The organism is Variovorax sp. SG517, assembly GCF_013376045.1.
In the GTDB taxonomy this organism is placed as follows: Bacteria; Pseudomonadota; Gammaproteobacteria; order Burkholderiales; family Burkholderiaceae_C; genus Variovorax.
Window position 1 is genome coordinate 323,684 of sequence record NZ_JABMJG010000009.1, and the last position, 19,260, is coordinate 342,943.

Annotated in this window: 14 protein-coding genes; 8 read left to right on the top strand and 6 right to left on the bottom strand. The window is 66.3% G+C overall.

Translation table 11 applies throughout. From position 1 onward, the window contains the following. Nucleotides 1–2 precede the first annotated feature (2 nt). The 3 genes from folD to FHT32_RS26555 all read right to left on the bottom strand — a co-directional run bounded on the left by folD (nucleotide 3) and on the right by FHT32_RS26555 (nucleotide 4,103). On the bottom strand, nucleotides 3–854 hold the full coding sequence (gene folD / locus FHT32_RS26545) for a bifunctional methylenetetrahydrofolate dehydrogenase/methenyltetrahydrofolate cyclohydrolase FolD (protein WP_176667562.1): 852 nt from the start codon (nucleotides 852–854) through the stop codon (nucleotides 3–5). A gap of 79 nt (nucleotides 855–933) precedes the next feature. After that, a complete protein-coding gene (locus FHT32_RS26550; protein WP_012747279.1) occupies nucleotides 934–1,566 on the bottom strand; it encodes a response regulator transcription factor in 633 nt (210 codons plus the stop codon). After that, nucleotides 1,563–4,103, bottom strand: a complete 2,541-nt coding sequence (locus tag FHT32_RS26555; protein WP_176667563.1) for a PAS domain S-box protein — start codon at nucleotides 4,101–4,103, stop codon at nucleotides 1,563–1,565. The genes FHT32_RS26550 and FHT32_RS26555 overlap by 4 nt, the downstream gene beginning before the upstream one ends. A 197-nt stretch (nucleotides 4,104–4,300) precedes the next feature. On the opposite strand from FHT32_RS26555, the gene aceE reads away from it, so the two are divergent. From aceE to lpdA, 4 genes are read left to right on the top strand one after another with little or no spacing between them, the layout of a single operon-like run. Then, entirely contained in the window at nucleotides 4,301–7,015 is a 2,715-nt protein-coding gene (gene aceE, locus FHT32_RS26560) for a pyruvate dehydrogenase (acetyl-transferring), homodimeric type (RefSeq protein WP_176667564.1), read from the top strand. Between the two features lie 57 nt (nucleotides 7,016–7,072). Beyond that, on the top strand, nucleotides 7,073–8,746 hold the full coding sequence (gene aceF / locus FHT32_RS26565) for a dihydrolipoyllysine-residue acetyltransferase (protein ID WP_176667565.1): 1,674 nt from the start codon (nucleotides 7,073–7,075) through the stop codon (nucleotides 8,744–8,746). Then, nucleotides 8,743–9,336: an MFS transporter gene (locus tag FHT32_RS26570; protein WP_176667566.1), complete on the top strand. Its 594-nt coding sequence runs from the start codon at nucleotides 8,743–8,745 to the stop codon at nucleotides 9,334–9,336. Before aceF ends, FHT32_RS26570 begins: the two co-directional genes overlap by 4 nt. Further along, a complete protein-coding gene (gene lpdA, locus FHT32_RS26575) occupies nucleotides 9,333–11,159 on the top strand; it encodes a dihydrolipoyl dehydrogenase (protein ID WP_176667567.1) in 1,827 nt (608 codons plus the stop codon). Before FHT32_RS26570 ends, lpdA begins: the two co-directional genes overlap by 4 nt. Nucleotides 11,160–11,246: 87 nt before the next feature. Here lpdA and FHT32_RS26580 read toward each other — a convergent pair whose 3' ends face one another. After that, the gene (locus FHT32_RS26580) at nucleotides 11,247–11,822 is read right to left on the bottom strand and encodes a C40 family peptidase (protein ID WP_176667568.1); all 576 of its coding nucleotides are present in this window, start codon (nucleotides 11,820–11,822) and stop codon (nucleotides 11,247–11,249) included. 241 nt (nucleotides 11,823–12,063) lie between these two features. Here FHT32_RS26580 and FHT32_RS26585 point away from each other — a divergent pair, with 241 nt between their 5' ends. Further along, nucleotides 12,064–13,194: a PQQ-dependent sugar dehydrogenase gene (locus tag FHT32_RS26585; protein WP_176667569.1), complete on the top strand. Its 1,131-nt coding sequence runs from the start codon at nucleotides 12,064–12,066 to the stop codon at nucleotides 13,192–13,194. 23 nt (nucleotides 13,195–13,217) lie between these two features. Here the strand turns inward: FHT32_RS26585 and FHT32_RS26590 are convergent, their stop codons facing one another. After that, nucleotides 13,218–14,015: an alpha/beta fold hydrolase gene (locus tag FHT32_RS26590; protein WP_176667570.1), complete on the bottom strand. Its 798-nt coding sequence runs from the start codon at nucleotides 14,013–14,015 to the stop codon at nucleotides 13,218–13,220. A gap of 10 nt (nucleotides 14,016–14,025) precedes the next feature. Continuing rightward, entirely contained in the window at nucleotides 14,026–15,648 is a 1,623-nt protein-coding gene (locus FHT32_RS26595; RefSeq protein ID WP_176667571.1) for a 4-hydroxyphenylacetate 3-hydroxylase family protein, read from the bottom strand. A 105-nt stretch (nucleotides 15,649–15,753) separates the two neighbouring features. Between FHT32_RS26595 and FHT32_RS26600 the strand changes: the two genes are divergently transcribed. Genes FHT32_RS26600 through FHT32_RS26610 form a run of 3 tightly spaced genes read left to right on the top strand, consistent with a single transcriptional unit; the run spans nucleotide 15,754 to nucleotide 19,084 of the window. After that, entirely contained in the window at nucleotides 15,754–16,425 is a 672-nt protein-coding gene (locus FHT32_RS26600; RefSeq protein ID WP_176667572.1) for a TetR/AcrR family transcriptional regulator, read from the top strand. Between the two features lie 16 nt (nucleotides 16,426–16,441). Beyond that, the gene (locus FHT32_RS26605; protein WP_176667573.1) at nucleotides 16,442–17,044 is read left to right on the top strand and encodes an isochorismatase family protein; all 603 of its coding nucleotides are present in this window, start codon (nucleotides 16,442–16,444) and stop codon (nucleotides 17,042–17,044) included. Between the two features lie 24 nt (nucleotides 17,045–17,068). Beyond that, nucleotides 17,069–19,084, top strand: coding sequence for a propionate--CoA ligase (locus tag FHT32_RS26610; RefSeq protein WP_256099164.1), 2,016 nt, complete (start codon nucleotides 17,069–17,071; stop codon nucleotides 19,082–19,084). The last annotated feature ends 176 nt before the right edge of the window (nucleotides 19,085–19,260 follow it).

Here is a 19,260-nt window from a genome sequence, read left to right on the forward strand (position 1 = left end):
TCTTATCTTGCGGCGCGCTCGGCTGCTTCAAGGGTGTTGACCAGCAGCATCGCGCGCGTCATGGGGCCCACGCCGCCGGGCACGGGCGTGATCCAGCCGGCCACTTCCTTCACGCCGTCGAAGTCGACGTCGCCGGCGAGCTTGCCGTCGGGCCGGCGGTTCATGCCCACGTCGATGACGACCGCGCCGGGCTTGACCATGTCGGCGGTCAGCAGATCGAGCTTGCCCACAGCGGCGACGATCACGTCGGCCTGGCGCGTGATGGCGCCCAGGTCCTTGGTGGCGCTGTGGCAGATGGTCACGGTGGCGCTCTTGGCGAGCAGCATCATGGCCATCGGCTTGCCGACGATGTTGCTGCGGCCAATGACCACGGCATGCTTGCCGCGCAGGTCGTAGCCGATCGATTCGAGCATCTTCATGCAGCCGTGCGGCGTGCAGGGCCAGAAGCCGGGGGCGCCGGTCATCAGCGCGCCGGCGCTGGCAACGTGGAAGCCGTCGACGTCCTTGGCCGGAGAAATCGTCTCGATGACCTTCTGGCTGTCCATGTGCTTGGGCAGCGGCAACTGCACCAGGATGCCGTGCACCTTCGGGTCGTCGTTGAGCGTGCGGATGCGGGCCAGCAGGTCGGCCTCGCTCATGTCGGCGGGGTAGGTCTCGAGCGTGGCGTCGAGGCCGGTCTGCGCGCTGTCGTTGACCTTGTGCTTCGTGTAGACCTGGCTGGCCGGGTCTTCGCCCACGAGGATGATGGAAAGGGCCGGGTTCACGCCGCGCGCCTTGAGCGCCGCGGTGCGGCCGGCAACTTCGGCGCGGATGGTTTTGGCGAGTGCGTTGCCGTCGATCAGTTGGGCGGTCATCGGTTTCGATTTTCCAAGTAAAAACGCCCGCTTTCGCAGGCGTGGGGGTCATGTGTCGCTATCGGGCGGATAGCTGTTTCTAGGCCTTGGCGGCTGGCGCCGCCTGCCCCAGCGCGATCTTGAGCAGATCGGCCACGGTGTTGGCGTTGAGCTTTTCCATGATGTTGGCACGGTGCGCCTCGACCGTCTTGATGCTGATGCCCAGGTCGTCGGCGATCTGCTTGTTCAGGCGGCCGGCGACGATGCGCTCGAGCACCTGTGCCTCGCGGCCGGTGAGCTTGGACAGCAGCGCGTCGCGGCTGGCCGACTGCTGGTGCTGCGTGAAGGCGCCGCGAGCGTGTTCGAGCATGCGCTCGACCAGCGTGACGAGCTCCTCGTCGTTGAAGGGCTTCTGGATGAAGTCCATCGCACCCTTCTTCATGCTGTCGACCGCCATCGGCACGTCGCCGTGGCCGGTGATGACCACGATGGGCAGCGGGGAGCGCCGTTCGATCAGCCGGTCCTGTAGTTCAAGGCCGGTCATGCCCGCCATGCGGATGTCGACTATCAAGCAGGCGACTTCACGCGGGTCGTATCGGGAGAGAAAGGATTCGGCGGAATCGAAGCAGCGGACTCTGTAGTCCTTGCCTTCGAGCAGCCATTGCAGCGAATCGCGTACGGCTTCGTCGTCGTCGACGACATAGACCGTGCCCTTCTTCGGAATCAAACTCATGCAGGTACCTTTGCCTCGTCGCTAGCTACGGAACTGATAGCGTCCAACACCGGAATCCAGAAGGAAAAACGGCATCCGATCACATCCGGGCCATTGTAGATGTTCTCCGCCTGCATCCGGCCGCGGTGCGACTCGACGATGGTGCGGCACAAGTTGAGCCCAATGCCCATGCCTTCGGGCTTGGTGGAGAAGAAGGCCTCGTAGAGCCGGTCCATCACCTCGGGCGCCAGGCCCTTGCCGGTGTCCTGCACCGAGAACTCGATGGCGTTGTGGCCCTCGATCACCTTGGGCAGCACGCGCAGTTCCACGCTGCGGCGCGCCAGCGGGCGGTCGGCGAGGTCGATGGCCTCGGCCGCGTTCTTCAGCAGGTTGACCATCACCTGCTCGATGAGGATGGGGTCGACGCGCACCACGGGCAGCCGGGCCGCCACGTAGTGGTTCAGGCGCACGTTGCGCCGGCGCAGCTCGATGCCGGCGAGCTCGACCGCCTCGCTCACCATGGTGGCCACGTCGGCTGGCGTGCGGTTGGGCTCGCTGCGCTTCACGAAGGAGCGGATGCGCTGGATGATCTGGCCCGCGCGCTGGGCCTGCTTCGACGTCTTCTCGAGCGCGGCCAGAAGGGCCTCGTTGTCGATCGACTGGCCCTTGATGCGCGACATCATGCCGTTGCAGTAGTTGGTGATGGCGGTCAGAGGCTGGTTGAGTTCGTGCGCCACGCTGGAGGCCATCTCGCCCATGGTGATGAGGCGGCTGGCGGCCTGGGCCTTGTCGGCCTGCGCGGCGGCCTGTTCCTCGGCGTCGCGGCGCGGCGTGATGTCGGTGGCGATCACGAGTTGCGCGAGCCGGCCGTCCACCCAGGTCAGGTAGCGCGAGCGCACTTCGAGCCACTTGCCCAGGTGGGGCACGAAGATCTCGTTGTTGGCGGTCTGTGCGGCGGTGAGGGTGTCGATCGGCAAGCCGGCGTACGGGTCCACGTCGTCCAGGCCTTCGTCGTGCGCATTCGACGCCGGCACGCCCGCCTGCGCGACCATGCCCAGGTGGCCCACGGTGTCGGAGCCGAACCAGAGGCGGTACAGCTTGTTGGCGAACAGCAGCTCCTCGCTGCCGATGGGGGCCACCGACACGGCGGCGTCCAGCGCTTCCAGCACCGTGGTGAAGCGCTCGTAGGAGGCCGAGAGCTGCTCGCGGATGCGCGTGGGCTCGGTGATGTCGGTCATCGACGTCATCCAGCCGGTCTGGTGGCCGCGTGCGTCGATCAGCGGCGACACATAGAGGCGGGCGTTGAACACGCTGCCGTTCTTGCGCTTCACCCGCACCTGGAAGCCGCCGGGCAGGGCGCGGCCGTGCAGTTCCTCTTCGAGCCGCTCGTTCATCACCTCGCGATCGGATTCGAGCCAGTAGGGGAAGGGCGGCGACTGGCCGACCAGCTCTTCCTCGCTCCAGCCGGTCATCGCGCAGAAGGCGGCATTGACGTAGGTGATGCGGCCCTGCAGGTCGAGCACGCGCATGCCGGTGAGCATGGAGTTCTCCATCGCCCGGCGGAAGTTGGTCTCGGCCACCAGCCGCTGCTGCGCCTGCAGCCGCCGGCGCGTGTGGCGCCAGGTGCCGATCAGCATCCAGCTCGTGAGCACGCTCAACGCGCAGACCAGCCAGAAGAGCCCGTTGCCGACCACGCCCTGCGAGGTGCGATAGGCCTGCGCCCGCAGCACCAGCGCATTGCCGACGGGCGACACCGGCACTTCATATTCGTTGGTGCGCTCGGACCAGGGCAGCAGGCGCGTGCCGCTTTCCTTCAGGTTCGTGGTGTTGCCGGCGATCACATGGCCCTTGGCGTCGAGCAGCGACACCGCGTAGCGCGCCTGCACCTCGGAGGGCATGCCGTAGCGCAGCAGCCCGTCGATGGAAAACTCGCCCAGTACGACGCCCGCGAACAGGCCCTGGTCGAAAAGGGGAATGTGCAGCTGCAGCATCGAGGGCGGGTCGCCGCCTGCCACGGGCTGCGAGAAGACCGGCTGGCGCAGTTCGCGCGCCAGTGCGTAGTTGCTCTCGATGTCGCCGGGACGCAGCACGTCGCCGATCAGGTGCTGCTGCGCCGGATGCACGCTGGGTGCCGCATAGCCGGCCTTGAAGCGGCGGCGGTCATCGATCCAGGTGATGGTCTGCAGCTCGGGAAACTGGCTCACCAGCGATTCGGCGCGGCTGGTGAACTCGACGGGGTCGATCTCGCGGTTGGAAGCGTCGCGCGCGATGCGCATCAACTGCTCCTGCCGCTCGAGCAGCCGCAGGCGCATGCGCTGCTGTGCGTATTCGACGTCGCGGCGCACCGACTCCTGCTCGCGCTCGACCTCCTCGGTGCGCAGGTACCAGAAGGCGGAAACGATGGCGGCGAGGAACAGCAGCACGGCCGCCATCGGCGCGAGCATGGCGACCGCGTCCTGCAGCACCGGAGTCTGGCGTCGCCACCACCTGCGCCACCAGGACAGCGGCGAGGCGTTCACGGCACTGCGGGCAACCGCCAGCGGGGAGGAGAGAGGCATGGGGCGGATTCTAGGCTTGCCCTCTCGGCTTGCCATGTCCCGTGCGGACATCCGTTCCTGCCCTGATTTCTTTTGAATTTCACATTGAAAAATCAATAAGCACTATTTGAAATTGCGATGTTTCTATGCGAAACTCCGCCGCGTTCGCTGCACAGCGCACTTAAATTACAGCCACAGCCCTAAAAGGAGACATAAGCATGTCGGCAAACCCCGAGAACCTGTTCGGCTCGGCCGCTAACGACGCGGACGCCCAGGAGACACGTGAATGGATGGATGCTCTGTCTTCCGTCATCCAGAGCGAGGGGCCTGAGCGGGCTCACTTCCTCCTCGAGCAACTGCTCGAACATGCCCGCCAGAACACGGTCGACATGCCGTTCTCGGCCAACACCGGCTACGTCAACACCATCGAACCCTCGCAGGAAGCCCGCAGCCCCGGCAACCTCGAGATCGAACAGCGCCTGCGCGCCTACATGCGCTGGAACGCGATGGCGATGGTGGTCAAGGCCAACCGCCACCATCCGGCCGAAGGCGGCGACCTCGGCGGCCACATCGGCTCCTTCGCCTCGCTGGCCAGCATGTTCGGCGCCGGCTTCAACCACTTCTGGCATGCCGAGAGCGAGAACCACGGCGGCGACCTGCTCTACATCCAGGGCCACGTCTCTCCCGGCATCTACGCCCGCGCCTACCTCGAAGGCCGCCTCTCCGAAGAACAGTTGCTCAACTTCCGCCAGGAAGTCGACGGCAAGGGCCTCTCCAGCTACCCGCACCCGAAGCTGATGCCCGAGTTCTGGCAGTTCCCGACCGTGTCGATGGGCCTGGGCCCGCTGATGGCGATCTACCAGGCCCGCTTCCTCAAGTACCTGCACGCACGCGGCATCGCCAACACCGAGAACCGCAAGGTCTGGGTCTTCTGCGGCGACGGCGAAATGGACGAGGTCGAATCGCTGGGCGCCATCGGCCTGGCCGCTCGCGAGAACCTCGACAACCTGATCTTCGTCATCAACTGCAACCTGCAGCGCCTGGACGGCCCGGTGCGCGGCAACGGCAAGATCATTCAGGAGCTCGAAGGCGAGTTCCGCGGCGCCAACTGGAACGTCGTCAAGCTGGTCTGGGGCAAGGGCTGGGACGCCCTGCTCGAGAAGGACCATGACGGCGCGCTGCGCAAGATCATGATGGAGTGCAACGACGGCGACTACCAGTCGTTCAAGGCCAACGACGGCGCCTACGTCCGCAAGAACTTCTTCGGCCGCGATCCGCGCACGCTGAAGATGGTCGAGCACATGACCGACGACGAGATCTGGAACCTCCAGCGCGGCGGCCACGACTCGCAGAAGGTGTACGCAGCCTTCCACGCCGCCCAGAACCACCAGGGCCAGCCCACCGTGCTGCTCGTGAAGACCGTCAAGGGCTTCGGCATGGGCAAGATCGGCGAAGGCAAGAACACGGTCCACCAGACCAAGAAGCTCGGCGACGAGGACATCAAGGCCTTCCGCGACCGCTTCAACATCCCGATTCCCGACAGCCAGATCGCCGAGCTGCCGTTCTACAAGCCAGCCGACGACACGCCGGAAATGCGCTACCTGCACGAGCGCCGCAAGGCGCTGGGCGGCTACCTGCCGCACCGCCGCGTGAAGAGCGACGAGAGCTTCACCGTGCCCGCGCTGGACACCTTCAAGGCGGTGCTCGAGCCCACGGCCGAAGGCCGCGAGATCTCGACCACGCAGGCCTACGTGCGCTTCCTCACGCAGCTGCTGCGCGACAAGGCGCTCGGCCCGCGCGTGGTGCCCATCCTGGTCGACGAGGCCCGCACCTTCGGCATGGAAGGCCTGTTCCGCCAGGTCGGCATCTACAACCCGCACGGTCAGCAGTACACCCCGGTCGACAAGGACCAGGTCATGTACTACAAGGAAGACAAGGCCGGCCAGATCCTGCAGGAAGGCATCAACGAAGCCGGCGGCATGTCCAGCTGGATCGCTGCCGCCACCTCGTACAGCACCAACAACCGCATCATGGTGCCGTTCTACGTGTACTACTCGATGTTCGGCTTCCAGCGCATCGGCGACCTGGCCTGGGCTGCCGGCGACATGCAGGCGCGCGGCTTCCTGCTGGGCGGCACCTCGGGGCGCACCACGCTGAACGGCGAAGGCCTTCAGCACGAAGACGGCCACAGCCACATCCTGGCCAACACCATCCCCAACTGCGTGAGCTACGACCCGACCTTCGCGCATGAAGTCGGCGTGATCCTGCACCATGGCCTCAAGCGTATGGTCGAGAAGCAGGACAACGTCTACTACTACCTGACGCTGCTCAACGAGAACTACGCGATGCCCGGCCTCCAGCCCGGCACCGAAGAGCAGATCATCAAGGGCATGTACCTGTCGAAGCAGGGCCCCGCGCTCAAGGCCAAGGCACCCACGGTGCAACTGCTGGGCAGCGGCACCATCCTGCGCGAAAGCTTTGCCGCGCAGGAACTGCTCGAGAAGGACTGGGGCGTGTCGGCTTCCGTGTGGAGCTGCCCGAGCTTCAACGAGCTCACCCGCGACGGCCAGGACGCCGACCGCTGGAACCTGCTGCACCCCGACCAGACCCCGCGCGTGCCCTTCGTGGCCGAGCAGCTCGGCGCCACGACCGGCCCGGTCGTCGCATCGACCGACTACATGAAGGCCTACGCCGAGCAGATCCGCCCCTTCATCCCGAAGGGCCGCAACTACAAGGTGCTGGGCACCGACGGCTTCGGCCGCAGCGACTTCCGCAACAAGCTGCGCGAGCACTTCGAGGTCAACCGCCACTACATCGTGGTGGCTGCGCTCAAGGCGCTGAGCGAAGATGGCACCGTGCCGGTGGCCAAGGTGGTGGAAGCGATCAAGAAGTACGGCATCAATGTCGACAAGGTCAACCCGCTCTACGCCTGATCCCCAATCAACAACCAATCAACGAACGAACGGCGCCTGACGGCGGGAGACAACGATATGGCAGCAGTGGAAGTGAAGGTGCCGGACATCGGCGATTTCGATGAAGTCGCGGTGATCGAGGTGCTCGTGAAGGTGGGCGACACGGTGAAGGCCGAGCAGTCGCTCATCACGGTCGAATCGGACAAGGCGTCGATGGAAATCCCGTCGTCGACCGCCGGTGTGGTCAAGGAACTGAAGGTCGAGGTCGGCAGCAAGGTGAAGGAGGGCTCGGTGGTCCTCGTGCTCGAGGCCGAGGGAGTGGGTGCTGCAGCGGCTCCGGCCCCTGCGCCTGCCGCGGCTCCCGCTGCCGCCGCGCCTGCGCCGGCCGCGGCGGCGCCCGCACCGGCCCCCGCAGCCGCGCCGGCGGCTTCGGGCCCGGTCGAGGTCAAGGTGCCCGACATCGGCGACTTCAAGGACGTCGCAGTTATCGAAGTGCTGGTGAAGCCGGGCGACGCGATCAAGGCCGAGCAGTCGCTGATCACGGTCGAATCGGACAAGGCCTCGATGGAGATTCCGTCGTCGGCCGCCGGCGTGCTCAAGGAGCTGAAGGTCAAGGTGGGCGACACGGTCAACATCGGTGACCTGATCGCCGTGCTCGAGGGCGCAGCCGGTTCCGCTGCCCCGGCACCGGCGCCGGCTGCAGCCGCCGCTGCTCCGGCGACCGCCACGGCCAGCGCTCCTGCCCCGGCCGCATCTGCACCCGCACCTGCGGCGGAGGCACCGGCCCACAACCCGACGGTCGCCCCCAGCGGCAGCCTGCCGCACGCCTCGCCCTCGGTGCGCAAGTTCGCCCGCGAGCTTGGCGTGCCGCTCGAAGAGGTCAAGGGCTCCGGTCCCAAGGGCCGCATCACGCAGGAAGACATCCAGAACTTCACCAAGGCCGTGATGAGCGGCCAGGCCAGCACCAAGGCCTCGGCGGCCAAGGCGCCGGCCGGTGGCGGCGGTGCCGACGGCGCGGCGCTGGGCCTCATTCCCTGGCCCAAGGTCGACTTCACCAAGTTCGGCACGGTCGAGCGCAAGGACCTGTCGCGCATCAAGAAGCTCAGCGGCGCGAACCTGCACCGCAACTGGGTGATGATCCCGCACGTCACCAACAACGACGAAGCCGACATCACCGAGCTCGAGGCCTTCCGCGTCTCCACCAACAAGGAGAACGAGAAGTCGGGCGTCAAGGTGACGATGCTGGCTTTCGTCATCAAGGCGGTGGTCGCGGCGCTGAAGAAATTCCCCGAGTTCAACACCAGCCTGGACGGCGACCAGCTCGTCTACAAGCAGTACTACAACATCGGTTTCGCGGCGGACACGCCCAACGGCCTCGTGGTGCCGGTGCTGAAGGACGCCGACAAGAAGGGCATCCTGCAGATCAGCGCCGAGATGGGCGAGCTCGCCAAGAAGGCGCGCGACGGCAAGCTCGGCTCGGCCGACATGCAGGGCGGCTGCTTCTCGATCAGCTCGCTCGGCGGCATCGGCGGCACGCACTTCACGCCGATCATCAACGCGCCCGAAGTGGCCATCCTCGGCCTCTCCAAGGGCCAGATGAAGCCGGTGTGGGACGGCAAGCAGTTCGTGCCGCGCCTCACGCTGCCGCTGTCGCTGTCGTACGACCACCGCGTGATCGACGGCGCCCTGGCTGCGCGTTTCAACGCCTACCTGGGCCAGGTGCTCGCGGACTATCGCCGCATCCTGCTATGACCACGGTAGTGGCCGTCCGCAAGGGCGGCCAGGTCACGATGGCAGCGGATTCTCTGGTGACCTTCGGCGACACGCGGCTTTCGCACCGCGCCGAGACGAACCAGAAGATCTTCACCGTCGAGGACGCGGCGGGGCAGAGCCTGTTCGCCCTGGCCGGCGCCGCCGCGCACTTCCTGGTGCTGCAGCACGCGCTGGCCGCGCAGCCGCGCGAGCAGCTGCTGTTCGGCAGCAAGCACGAGATCTTCCGCACCTTCACGATGCTGCATCCGGTGCTGAAGGACTCGTTCTTCATGCAGACCAAGGAAGACGAGCACGAGCCCTACGAGTCGAGCCAGTTCACGATGCTGATGGCCAACCAGAGCGGCATCTACGGCATCTACAGCTACCGCGAGGTGTTCGAGTTCAAGGAGTTCTGGGCCATCGGCTCGGGACGCAGCTTTGCCCTCGGCGCCATGCACGCGGCCTATGACATCAAGTCGCGCACGTCGCGCGACGTGGCGGAGGCGGGCATCGCCGCCGCCTGCGAATTCGATCGCAATTCGGCCCCACCGGTCGACGTTCTCACACTCAAACTGAAAGTGTCCAAATGAGCGAACAACAAATCAAGGTGCCCGACATCGGCGACTTCGACGAAGTCGCGGTCATCGAGGTGCTGGTCAACGTCGGAGACACGGTCAAGGCCGAGCAGTCGCTGATCACGGTCGAATCGGACAAGGCCTCGATGGAGATCCCGTCGTCCGCCGCCGGCGTGGTGAAGGCGCTGGCCGTGAAGGTGGGCGACAAGGTCAGCGAAGGCTCGGTGGTGCTGACGCTGGAAGTCGACGGTGCCGCGGCACCAGCGCCCGCAGCGGCAGCGCCTGCCCCGGCCGCCGCCCCCGCGAAGGCTGCTGCTCCCGCGCCCGCGCCAGCCCCCGCTGCTGCGGCCGTGGCCGTGTCCAGCTACGGCGGCAAGGTCGACGTCGAGTGCGACGTGATCGTGCTCGGCGCCGGCCCCGGCGGCTACTCGGCCGCCTTCCGCGCCGCCGACCTGGGCCTGAAGGTCGTGCTGATCGAGCGCTACGCCACCCTCGGCGGCGTGTGCCTGAACGTCGGCTGCATCCCCTCGAAGGCGCTGCTGCACGTGGCTTCGGTCATGGACGAGGTCAAGCACTTCGCCGACCTCGGCGTGAGCTTTGCCGCCCCGACGGTCGACCGCGCCAAGCTGCTCGGCCACAAGAACAAGGTGGTGGGCAAGCTCACCGGCGGCCTCACGGCCATGGCAAAGATGCGCAAGGTGGCGGTGCTGCGCGGCGTCGGCAACTTCATCGACCCGTACCACATCGAGGTCGAGGAAACCTCCGGCACCAGCTGGGACACCACCGGCAGCAAGCAGACCGTCAAGTTCCGCAGCGCGATCATCGCGGCCGGTTCGCAGGCCGTGAGCCTGCCCTTCATGCCGAAGGACCCGCGCGTGGTCGACTCGACCGGCGCGCTGGAGATGGGCACCGATCCCAAGCGCATGCTGATCCTGGGCGGCGGCATCATCGGCCTCGAAATGGGCACGGTGTATTCCACGCTGGGTGCGCGCCTGGACGTGGTCGAGATGCTGGACGGCCTGATGCAGGGCGCGGACCGCGACCTGGTGAAGGTCTGGCAGAAGATGAACGCGCCGCGCTTCGACAACATCATGCTCAAGACCAAGACGGTCGGTGCCGAGGCCACGAAGGAAGGCATCAAGGTCACTTTCGAGGGCGAGAACGCGCCGAAGGAGCCGCAGGTGTACGACCTGGTGCTGCAGGCCGTGGGCCGCAGCCCCAACGGCAAGAAGATCAGCGCCGAGAAGGCCGGCGTCACGGTGAGCGACCGCGGCTTCATTCCGGTCGACATCCAGATGCGCACCAACGTGCCGCACATCTTCGCCATCGGCGACATCGTGGGTCAGCCCATGCTGGCGCACAAGGCGGTGCACGAGGCGCACGTGGCGGCAGAAGTCATCGCCGGCGAGCTGAAGGGCGACAAGGAGCTGTCGAGCGCGGCCTTCAACGCCCGCGTGATCCCGAGCGTGGCCTACACCGACCCCGAAGTGGCGTGGGTCGGCCTGACGGAAGACCAGGCGAAGGCCGAAGGCATCAAGGTCAAGAAGGGGCACTTCCCTTGGACGGCCTCGGGCCGGGCGATTGCCAACGGCCGCGACGAGGGCTTCACCAAGCTGCTGTTCGACGCCGAGACGCATCGCATCCTGGGCGGCGGCATCGTCGGCACGCATGCCGGCGACATGCTGGGCGAGATCGCGCTGGCCATCGAGATGGGCGCCGACGAGATCGACATCGGCAAGACCATTCACCCGCACCCGACGCTGGGCGAAAGCATCGGCATGGCGGCGGAAGTGGCGCACGGCACCTGCACGGACCTGCCGCCGCAGAAGAAGGGCTGAAGAAGAGCCGAAGGGCGCCTGCCTGTCGGGCGCCCATAAAAAATCCCGCCGAGGCGGGATTCTTTTCGTCCTTGACGGGAAGGGGGCTCAGTTGCCGGTATTCGCGACCGCTGCGGCCTTCACTTCGTCCGCCTGACCGCCGACCACGCGACGGGCACCGTCGAAGCGGCGCTGCCAGTAGCTGCCGTTCATGTCTTCCACGCGGACTTGCGCGCCGGAGCGGGGAGAGTGGATGAACTTGCCTTCGCCGACATAGATGCCGACATGGCTGAAGGCGCGGCGCATGGTGTTGAAGAACACGAGGTCGCCGGGCTTGAGCTGGTCGCGGTCGATCTTCTCGGTGGCGGCGGCCTGCTCTTCGGCGCGGCGGGGGAGCATGTGGCCGACCGTCTGGTTGTACATGGCGCGGACGAAGCCGCTGCAGTCGAAACCGGATTCGGCGGTGTTGCCGCCGCGGCGGTAGGGAACGCCGAGGAATCCGATGGCGGTGACGACCAGGTCGGAAGTGCGTTCGGTGACGGTTTGGCGAACCTGCTTGAGTTGCCCGATCAGGCCTTTGTCGGCAAGCATTCGTGCCAGCTCGTCATCGGTTTTTTCCTGTTGGGGGGCTGCATGGACTGCAACGGCAAAGAGGAGGGATGCGGGTAGGACGAAAAAACGCATGGCGCGTAGGATATTGATGACGCGCGGTTATGTCAATTTAAACAGAATTAGCGGATCCCTCTGTAAGTCATTGATTTACATGAAAAATTTCGATCCGGCCAAAGAAAAAATGTAACGGCGAACGTTTATGGTCCATAAACGGTTGACGGCCGAAAGGCCTTCAGACCTCGGGTGGATCGATGCTCATGCTGGATTCGGTCGCTATTTCTCGCCAAGATCGCCCCAACTTCACGGAAAAGCCATGAACTTGCCGCGCTTGCCTCTTTGGACATCACTTCGATGCTGGACATTTGTCACGGTAATCGGGTTCTGCGGCCTCACCGCCGCGCAGACTCGGTCTGAAACCGTGGCGACGGGGCTCGAGAACCCGTGGGGTGTTGCCTTCCTTCCGGGCGGCCGTTTCGTGGTGACGGAGCGGCCCGGCCGCATGCGGCTGATTGGTGCCGACGGAAGGATCGGCGCTCCCATCGCAGGCCTGCCTCCCATTGCGGCGGGCGGGCAGGGCGGCCTGCTCGACGTGCTCGCCGACTCCGGCTTCGAAAAGAACCGCACGCTGTATTTCTGCTTCTCCGAGCCCGACGCCGGCGGCTCGGCCAACAGCACCGCGCTGGCCCGCGCCAATCTGTCGACCGACGGCACGAAGCTCGAGGAGCTGAAGATCATCTTCAGCCAGCAGCCCAAGGTGGCGAGCCGCGCCCACTTCGGCTGCCGCATCGTCGAGGCGCGCGACGGCACGCTCTTTCTCACGCTCGGCGACCGCTTCAGCCGCAAGGAAGACGCGCAGAAGCTCGACAACCATCTCGGCAAGATCGTGCGCATCGGCAAGGACGGCTCGGTGCCCAAGGCCAACCCCTTCGTCGGCAAAGCGGGCGCGCTCCCCGAGATATGGAGCTACGGACACCGCAATGGGCAGGGCGCCACGCTCGCGCCCGACGGCCGTCTCTGGATGACCGAGCACGGCCCGCAAGGCGGCGACGAAATCAACATTCCGCAGGCCGGCCGCAACTACGGCTGGCCGGTGATCACCTACGGCGAGAACTACGGCGGCGGCAAGATCGGCGACGGCATCACGGCCAAGGAAGGTATGGAGCAGCCGCTGCACTACTGGGTGCCGTCGATAGCGCCGTCCGGCATGGCGTTCCTGACCAGCGATCGCTATGGCGCCGCCTGGAAGGGCAACCTCTTCGTCGGTTCGCTTAAGTTCGGCTACCTCGATCGCATCGAGCTGAAGGCCGGCAAGGTGGTCGCCGAACACAAGCTGCTGGCCGAGGGGCGCGCGCGCATCCGCGACGTGAAGCAGGGCCCGGACGGCTTGCTCTACGTGCTGACCGACGAAGCCGACGGCAAACTGCTGCGCCTGCGGCCGAACTGAGCCGGCTTCAGCTCGATAGATGTTCAGCCGGGGCAGCCCGGCAGCGGCAGGGTCGGAAGCATCCGGCGCCAGAGCCGGTTCCATTCGGGCCAGTCGTGGCCGCCTTCGGTCGTGAAGACACGCTCGGGCGGCAGCACGCCGGCCAGCAGGCGGTGGCTGAATGCGAAGCGGTCGTCCAGTCCGTAACCCAGATAGAGCGGGGGCCGGGCACCCGCGGTGTTCGTGAAGCCGGCGTAGCCGCGCAGCCATTGCCAGAGCTGGGTCTCGTCCGGCGTTCGTGGAGGTGCAGCGGCTGGATCGACCAGCGGCCCCTTCCACTTGGCAAGGCCGCCGGCATTGGCGATGTCAGTGGAGAGCGTGCGTTCGCCCAGATAGGGCGCGATCGTCACCAAGCCTGCGAGGTCGCCAGGATGCGTCTGCGCGTAGAGCATTCCGCCGAAGCCACCGAGCGAGATGCCCACGAACCAGATCTGGCGGTAGCCCTGGCCGCGTGCCGGCACCATCACGTCGGCGCTCAGGCGATCGAGGATGGTCTTGTCGTTGAAGTAGCCGAGGTGGGAGTCGACCAGCATCACGTCGGCCGCGATGCGGTTCTCGCGGACTGCGCGAACGAAGCCTTCGCGCTCGAATTCGTCGGGCGCCGAATACGCGCCAGGCAGCATCACCAGCAGCGTGTCGATGTTGTCGCGCGGGCAGCTGCTTTTCTCGAGGGAGGTCGCCATCGGCACCGTGGCCTTGCGCACGCCGCCGCAGGCCATGACGAGCAGCGCGACGCCCAGCCCCGCCGCCGCGAGGCCCAACCGTTTCGAGAAGAACTTCATCCGCCGGAGTCTAGGCGCGCCGCGAGGCCGGCAGGTCGACCATCACCGGCTGGCCCGGCGTGGTGCATCCCGTGTCGCAGCACCTGCCCGGCTGGCGGTTGCGGGTGATGGCGCGCGCCGGATCGTGAGGCGTGGCAGCCGGCGAGCCGTCGGCCGCGATGCCGCGTTCGAGGATGCGTTCGACCAGCTCGACCTTGGAGCCCACGGGATAGTTACGCCAGATCTCCTGCTTCATCGCCGCGGGCGAGCCGCCGCCGTGCAGGCTGATCACGCTGTACCAGCCGCCCTGGTAGCCGGCGGTCAGGTCCTCGATGAAGCGGGCCGTCTCGATGCGCTGCTCGTAGGGAATGGCCGGGTTGGCACGCAGCACGTCGGACAGGCGGGCTGCGGTCTCCGGGTTGTGGTCTTCGTCGGGGCCGGGCAGGGTGACGATCAGGCCGCCGCTCACGTAGTGCGCGATGCGGTGCATGTCGTAGATCTTCGTGGCCAGCAGCAGCTTGCCGATGTTGCTGAACACCGGATCGGGCATGAACACCTCGCAGTGCTCGTCGGCCTTGCCGTAGACGCTGGCCGCCACGCCGCAGGCGAAGAAGCTCTCGGTGATGGTGATGAGCTCGACCATCTGCTCGCGCAGGTGGCTTTCCTTGCCCGGGTCGAAGCCGTTGGCCTCGCACATCAGCGCGCCCGCGCCGATCAGCAGGTCGCCGAAGCCGGCGCGCGCGCCGATGCAGCTGTGGCGGTGGTGCGTGGCGTAGCTGTAGGTCAGGTGGCCGGAGTGCTCCCACTCGCCAGCATAGAACACGCGTTCCCAGGGCACGAAGACCTTGTCGAACATGCACACGCCGGTGCTCTGCCCGTACTTGCGGCTGAAGAGGGCCTCGCCATGCTCAAGCTTCTCGCCGGGCCGGCCCGCCGGCCGCGCGACGATGGTGAGGCCGGGCGCATCGAGCGGCACGGCGCAGCAGACCGCGAAGTCGGCGTCTTCTTTTCCCATGTTGCGGCAGGGCATGACGAGCAGCTCGTGCACGTAGGGCGCGCCGGTCACGATCGCCTTGGTGCCCGAGATGACGATGCCGCGCGCGTTGCGCTCGACCACGTGCAGGTAGCTGTCGGCGTTGGCCTGCTCGTGCGGGCGGCGGCTGCGGTCGCCCTTGGCGTCTGTCATGGCGACGCCGAGCGTCAGTTCCTGGTCCTGCACGCGGTGCAGGTATTCGTGGAAGCGGGTCGTGTGTTCGGTGCTGCCGCGGGCGTCGTCGATGCGGGCCGACACCTGGGCGATGGCGTTGAGCGCGTCGTGCGTCAGGTAGCGCTGGGCGCAGCCCGTTTCCTGGCAGACCAGGCGCACGGCCTCGAGCTTGTTGAGCAGGTCGCCGGCGCTCGTGTTGATGTGTGAGAGGCGGTTGACCCGCTTGCCGCTGGTGTGCTGAACCGCAGTCATCAGCGGCTCGTATTCCTTCTTCAGGGCGTAGTCGTAGGTGAGGGCGATGGCATTGATGCCGGGCTGGAAGGCCGCTTCGTCGGCCACGCTGTCGACGCGTCGGCCGTCGACGAAAACCGTGGGCTTGTAGCGGCGCAGCGATTCGCGGTAGTCGGCGCCGGACATGAGGGAGGCGCTGGAAAGCGGGGCGTTCATCGTGTCTGTCTCCTGGCTGTTTGCCGTGATTTAAACACTGTTCAATTTTTCGATCAACGGTCAGAAAATCGGATGCTCGATCAATCGAAGGCTATATTTCGGCCAATGGAAGCCAAGATCCAACGCCGCCAGGCGCTCAGCGATGCCCGCCGTATGCTCGTGCTCGATGCCGCCCGTGCGGTCTTTCTGGAAGCCGGCATCGAGGGCGCGAGCGTGCGCGAAATCGCCAGGAGGGCCGGCTACACGCCGGGTGCCATCTATTCGTACTTCGAGAGCAAGGAGGCGATCTACGCGGCCTTGCTCGACGAGTCGATCCAGCGGCTGCAAACCGCCGTAGCCGACGCCCCGGTGTCGCAGGACGGCCCCGGCCAGGCGCTCGCGGCGAGAGCCCAGGCGTGGTTCGACTTCTACGCGGCGAACCCGCGCGACCTGGACCTGGGCTTCTATCTTGTGCAGGGCATGCGCCCGCGCGGCCTGACCAGCGAACTCGACCACGAGCTGAACGACCATCTCTACCAGGCCCTGCGACCCTGCGAAGAGGCGCTGCAGGAACTGGGGCTCGACGCGGACACCGCCCTGCGCGAGAACACGGCGCTCTTCGCGCACGGCGTCGGCCTGCTGCTGATGCAGCACACGGGGCGCATCCGCATGTTCAGGCAGTCGGCCGACGCGCTGTTCAAGGCCTACGTGGCCCAGCTCGTGCAGCGCGTTGCCGGCGGCTCGCGTCAGCCGGGTCTTTTCGGTGGTACGGTTCAGCCCGATTCAACAGATTCCTGAGAGAAAGAACCTTTTCATGCTGCTCGATGCCTCGCAATCCCAACTCGTCCTGGTCGACTACCAGGAGCGCCTGATGCCGGCGATCTTCGAGGGAGAAGCGGTCGCGCAGAACGCCGTGCGGCTCGGCAAGATGGCCAAGCTGTTCCAGGTGCCGGTGTTCGGCACCGAGCACAACCCCTCCAAGCTTGGCCAGAACCTGCCCGACATCCGCGCGCATTTCCAGCGCACCCTGTCGAAGATGCACTTCAGCGGCGTGGAAGAGGGCCTGGGCGAATGGCTGCGCGTGCCGGCCAAGGCGCCGCAGGGCAATGCGCGCAGCCTGCCCAAGCACCTGCAGAAGCCGCAGCAGGCCGCCGAGGAGCGCAACAGCATCGTCATTGCCGGTTGCGAAGCCCATGTCTGCCTGCTGCAGACGGCGCTCGACCTGCTGGAAGACGAGTTCGAGGTCTGGGTCGTGACCGACGCCTGCAGCTCGCGCACCGAGCGCAACCGCGATGCCGCCTTCGACCGCCTGGCCGGCGCGGGCGCCGAGCTGGTGACGACGGAGATGGTCGGCTTCGAATGGCTGCGCACGGCGGAGCATCCCGCGTTTCCTGAAGTGCTCTCGCTCGTCCGCTGAGCCGGGCGGCGGAGTAAAGCCGGATTGCTCCGGCTGTCAGCTTGCTGCAAGATCGGTCTCCATAATTATGAATTCAGTTTTGGCGCCGGCCAGAACGGAACGAATAACAGGAGACAAACCGAGATGAGCCGCTATGAAGAGTTCCATCGCCAATCCGTGGACGCGCCCGAGGCCTTCTGGGCCGAGCAGGCGAAGCTGATCGACTGGCAGACGCCCGCGCAACAGATACTCGACGCCAGCCAGCCGCCTTTCGCGCGCTGGTTCGTGGGCGGCACCACCAACCTCTGCCACAACGCCGTCGACCGCCACCTGGCGCAGCGGGGAGACCAGCCGGCGCTGATCTTCGTTTCCACCGAAACGGGTGTGGAGAAGAGCTACAGCTTCGCCGAACTGCACGCCGAGGTGCAGCGCACCGCCGCCAGCCTCCTCGAACTGGGAGTGGGCAAGGGCGACCGCGTGCTCATCTACATGCCGATGATCCCGGAGGCCGCCTTCGCGATGCTGGCCTGCGCGCGCATCGGCGCCATTCACTGCGTGGTGTTCGGCGGCTTCGCCAGCGGCTCGCTCGCCACGCGCATCGAGGACGCCGAGCCCAAGGTGATCGTGAGCGCCGACGCGGGCTCGCGCGGCAGCAAGGTCATCGCGTACAAGCCGCTGCTCGACGAGGCGATCCGGCTGTCGAAGCACAAGCCTTCGGCCGTGCTGCTGACCGACCGCGGCCTCGCGCCGATGGAGCTGACTGCCGGGCGCGATCATCTGGCCGCCGAACTGCGCCGCAAGCACCTCGACGCCAAGGTGCCCTGCGCCTGGCTGGCGTCCACCGACATCAGCTACACCATCTACACGAGCGGCACCACCGGCAAGCCCAAGGGCGTGCAGCGCGACGTGGGCGGCTACGCGGTGGCGCTCGCCGCGAGCATGAAGCACATCTTCGACGGCCGGCCCGGCGAAACCTACTTCTCCACCAGCGACATCGGCTGGGTGGTGGGCCACAGCTACATCGTCTACGGCCCGCTGATCGCAGGCATGGCGACGATCATGTACGAGGGCCTGCCCACGCAGGGCATCGACCGGCAACCCGACGGCGGCATCTGGTGGCGCCTCGTCGAGAAATACAAGGTGACGGTGATGTTCAGCGCGCCCACCGCGGTGCGCGTGCTCAAGAAGCAGGACCCGGCGCTGCTGAAGAAATACGACCTCTCGACCCTGCGCGCGCTGTTCCTGGCCGGCGAGCCGCTGGACGAACCGACCGCGCGCTGGATCAGCGAGGGCCTGGGCGTGCCGATCATCGACAACTACTGGCAGACCGAATCGGGCTGGCCGATGATCACCATCGCCAACGGCGTCGAGCCCAAGCCCAGCAAGTTCGGCAGCCCGGGCGTGCCGATGTACGGCTACCGCATCAAGATACTGCACGAGTCCACCGGCGAGGAACTGACCGGCGCGAACGAGAAGGGCGTGGTCGTGGTCGAGGGGCCGACGCCGCCTGGCTTCATGCAGACCGTGTGGAAGGACGACGCGCGCTTCGTCAACACCTACTGGAAGAGCGTGCCGGGCAAGATGGTCTATTCGACCTTCGACTGGGGCATTCGCGACGAGGACGGCTATTTCTACATCCTCGGGCGCACCGACGACGTGATCAACGTCGCGGGCCACCGCCTGGGTACGCGCGAGATCGAGGAGAGCATCTCGGGCCATTCCAACGTGGCCGAGGTGGCGGTGGTCGGCGTGGCCGATGCGCTGAAGGGGCAGGTGGCGATGGCCTTCGTGGTGCCCAAGGACGGCAAGGCCGTGACCGACGCCGATGCGGCGCTCAAGCTCGAAGGCGAGATCATGAAGCTGGTGGCCGACCAGCTCGGCGCGCTGGCCCGGCCGGCCCGGGTGCGCTTCGTCTCCGGCCTGCCGAAGACCCGCAGCGGCAAGCTGCTGCGCCGGGCCATCCAGGCCGTCTGCGAGCAGCGCGACCCGGGCGACCTGACCACCATCGACGACCCCGCCACCCTGCAGCAGATCAAACAGTTACTCTCTTCGCCCGAATGAGCGGGGAATGAGCAACAGGAGGGCTTGCGAAGCCGGGTTGGACCGTCATATGGTTGACGTGGCACAATGCCAAGGTACTCAGGCCCTTCCCCAGCCACAGTCGCATCCGCCAATCGGTTCAGCCGTGTCGCGGAAGGTTTCTTAAACCAGCTAGTGCTTCCCTCAGGGAAGCGAAG

Bases quoted from the DNA above. Each gene is read 5' to 3' on its own strand.
- folD (WP_176667562.1), bottom strand. From the start codon at position 854: ATGACCGCCCAACTGATCGACGGCAACGCACTCGCCAAAACCATCCGC.
- FHT32_RS26550 (WP_012747279.1), bottom strand. From the start codon at position 1,566: ATGAGTTTGATTCCGAAGAAGGGCACGGTCTATGTCGTCGACGACGAC.
- FHT32_RS26555 (WP_176667563.1), bottom strand. From the start codon at position 4,103: ATGCCTCTCTCCTCCCCGCTGGCGGTTGCCCGCAGTGCCGTGAACGCC.
- aceE (WP_176667564.1), top strand. From the start codon at position 4,301: ATGTCGGCAAACCCCGAGAACCTGTTCGGCTCGGCCGCTAACGACGCG.
- aceF (WP_176667565.1), top strand. From the start codon at position 7,073: ATGGCAGCAGTGGAAGTGAAGGTGCCGGACATCGGCGATTTCGATGAA.
- FHT32_RS26570 (WP_176667566.1), top strand. From the start codon at position 8,743: ATGACCACGGTAGTGGCCGTCCGCAAGGGCGGCCAGGTCACGATGGCA.
- lpdA (WP_176667567.1), top strand. From the start codon at position 9,333: ATGAGCGAACAACAAATCAAGGTGCCCGACATCGGCGACTTCGACGAA.
- FHT32_RS26580 (WP_176667568.1), bottom strand. From the start codon at position 11,822: ATGCGTTTTTTCGTCCTACCCGCATCCCTCCTCTTTGCCGTTGCAGTC.
- FHT32_RS26585 (WP_176667569.1), top strand. From the start codon at position 12,064: ATGAACTTGCCGCGCTTGCCTCTTTGGACATCACTTCGATGCTGGACA.
- FHT32_RS26590 (WP_176667570.1), bottom strand. From the start codon at position 14,015: ATGAAGTTCTTCTCGAAACGGTTGGGCCTCGCGGCGGCGGGGCTGGGC.
- FHT32_RS26595 (WP_176667571.1), bottom strand. From the start codon at position 15,648: ATGAACGCCCCGCTTTCCAGCGCCTCCCTCATGTCCGGCGCCGACTAC.
- FHT32_RS26600 (WP_176667572.1), top strand. From the start codon at position 15,754: ATGGAAGCCAAGATCCAACGCCGCCAGGCGCTCAGCGATGCCCGCCGT.
- FHT32_RS26605 (WP_176667573.1), top strand. From the start codon at position 16,442: ATGCTGCTCGATGCCTCGCAATCCCAACTCGTCCTGGTCGACTACCAG.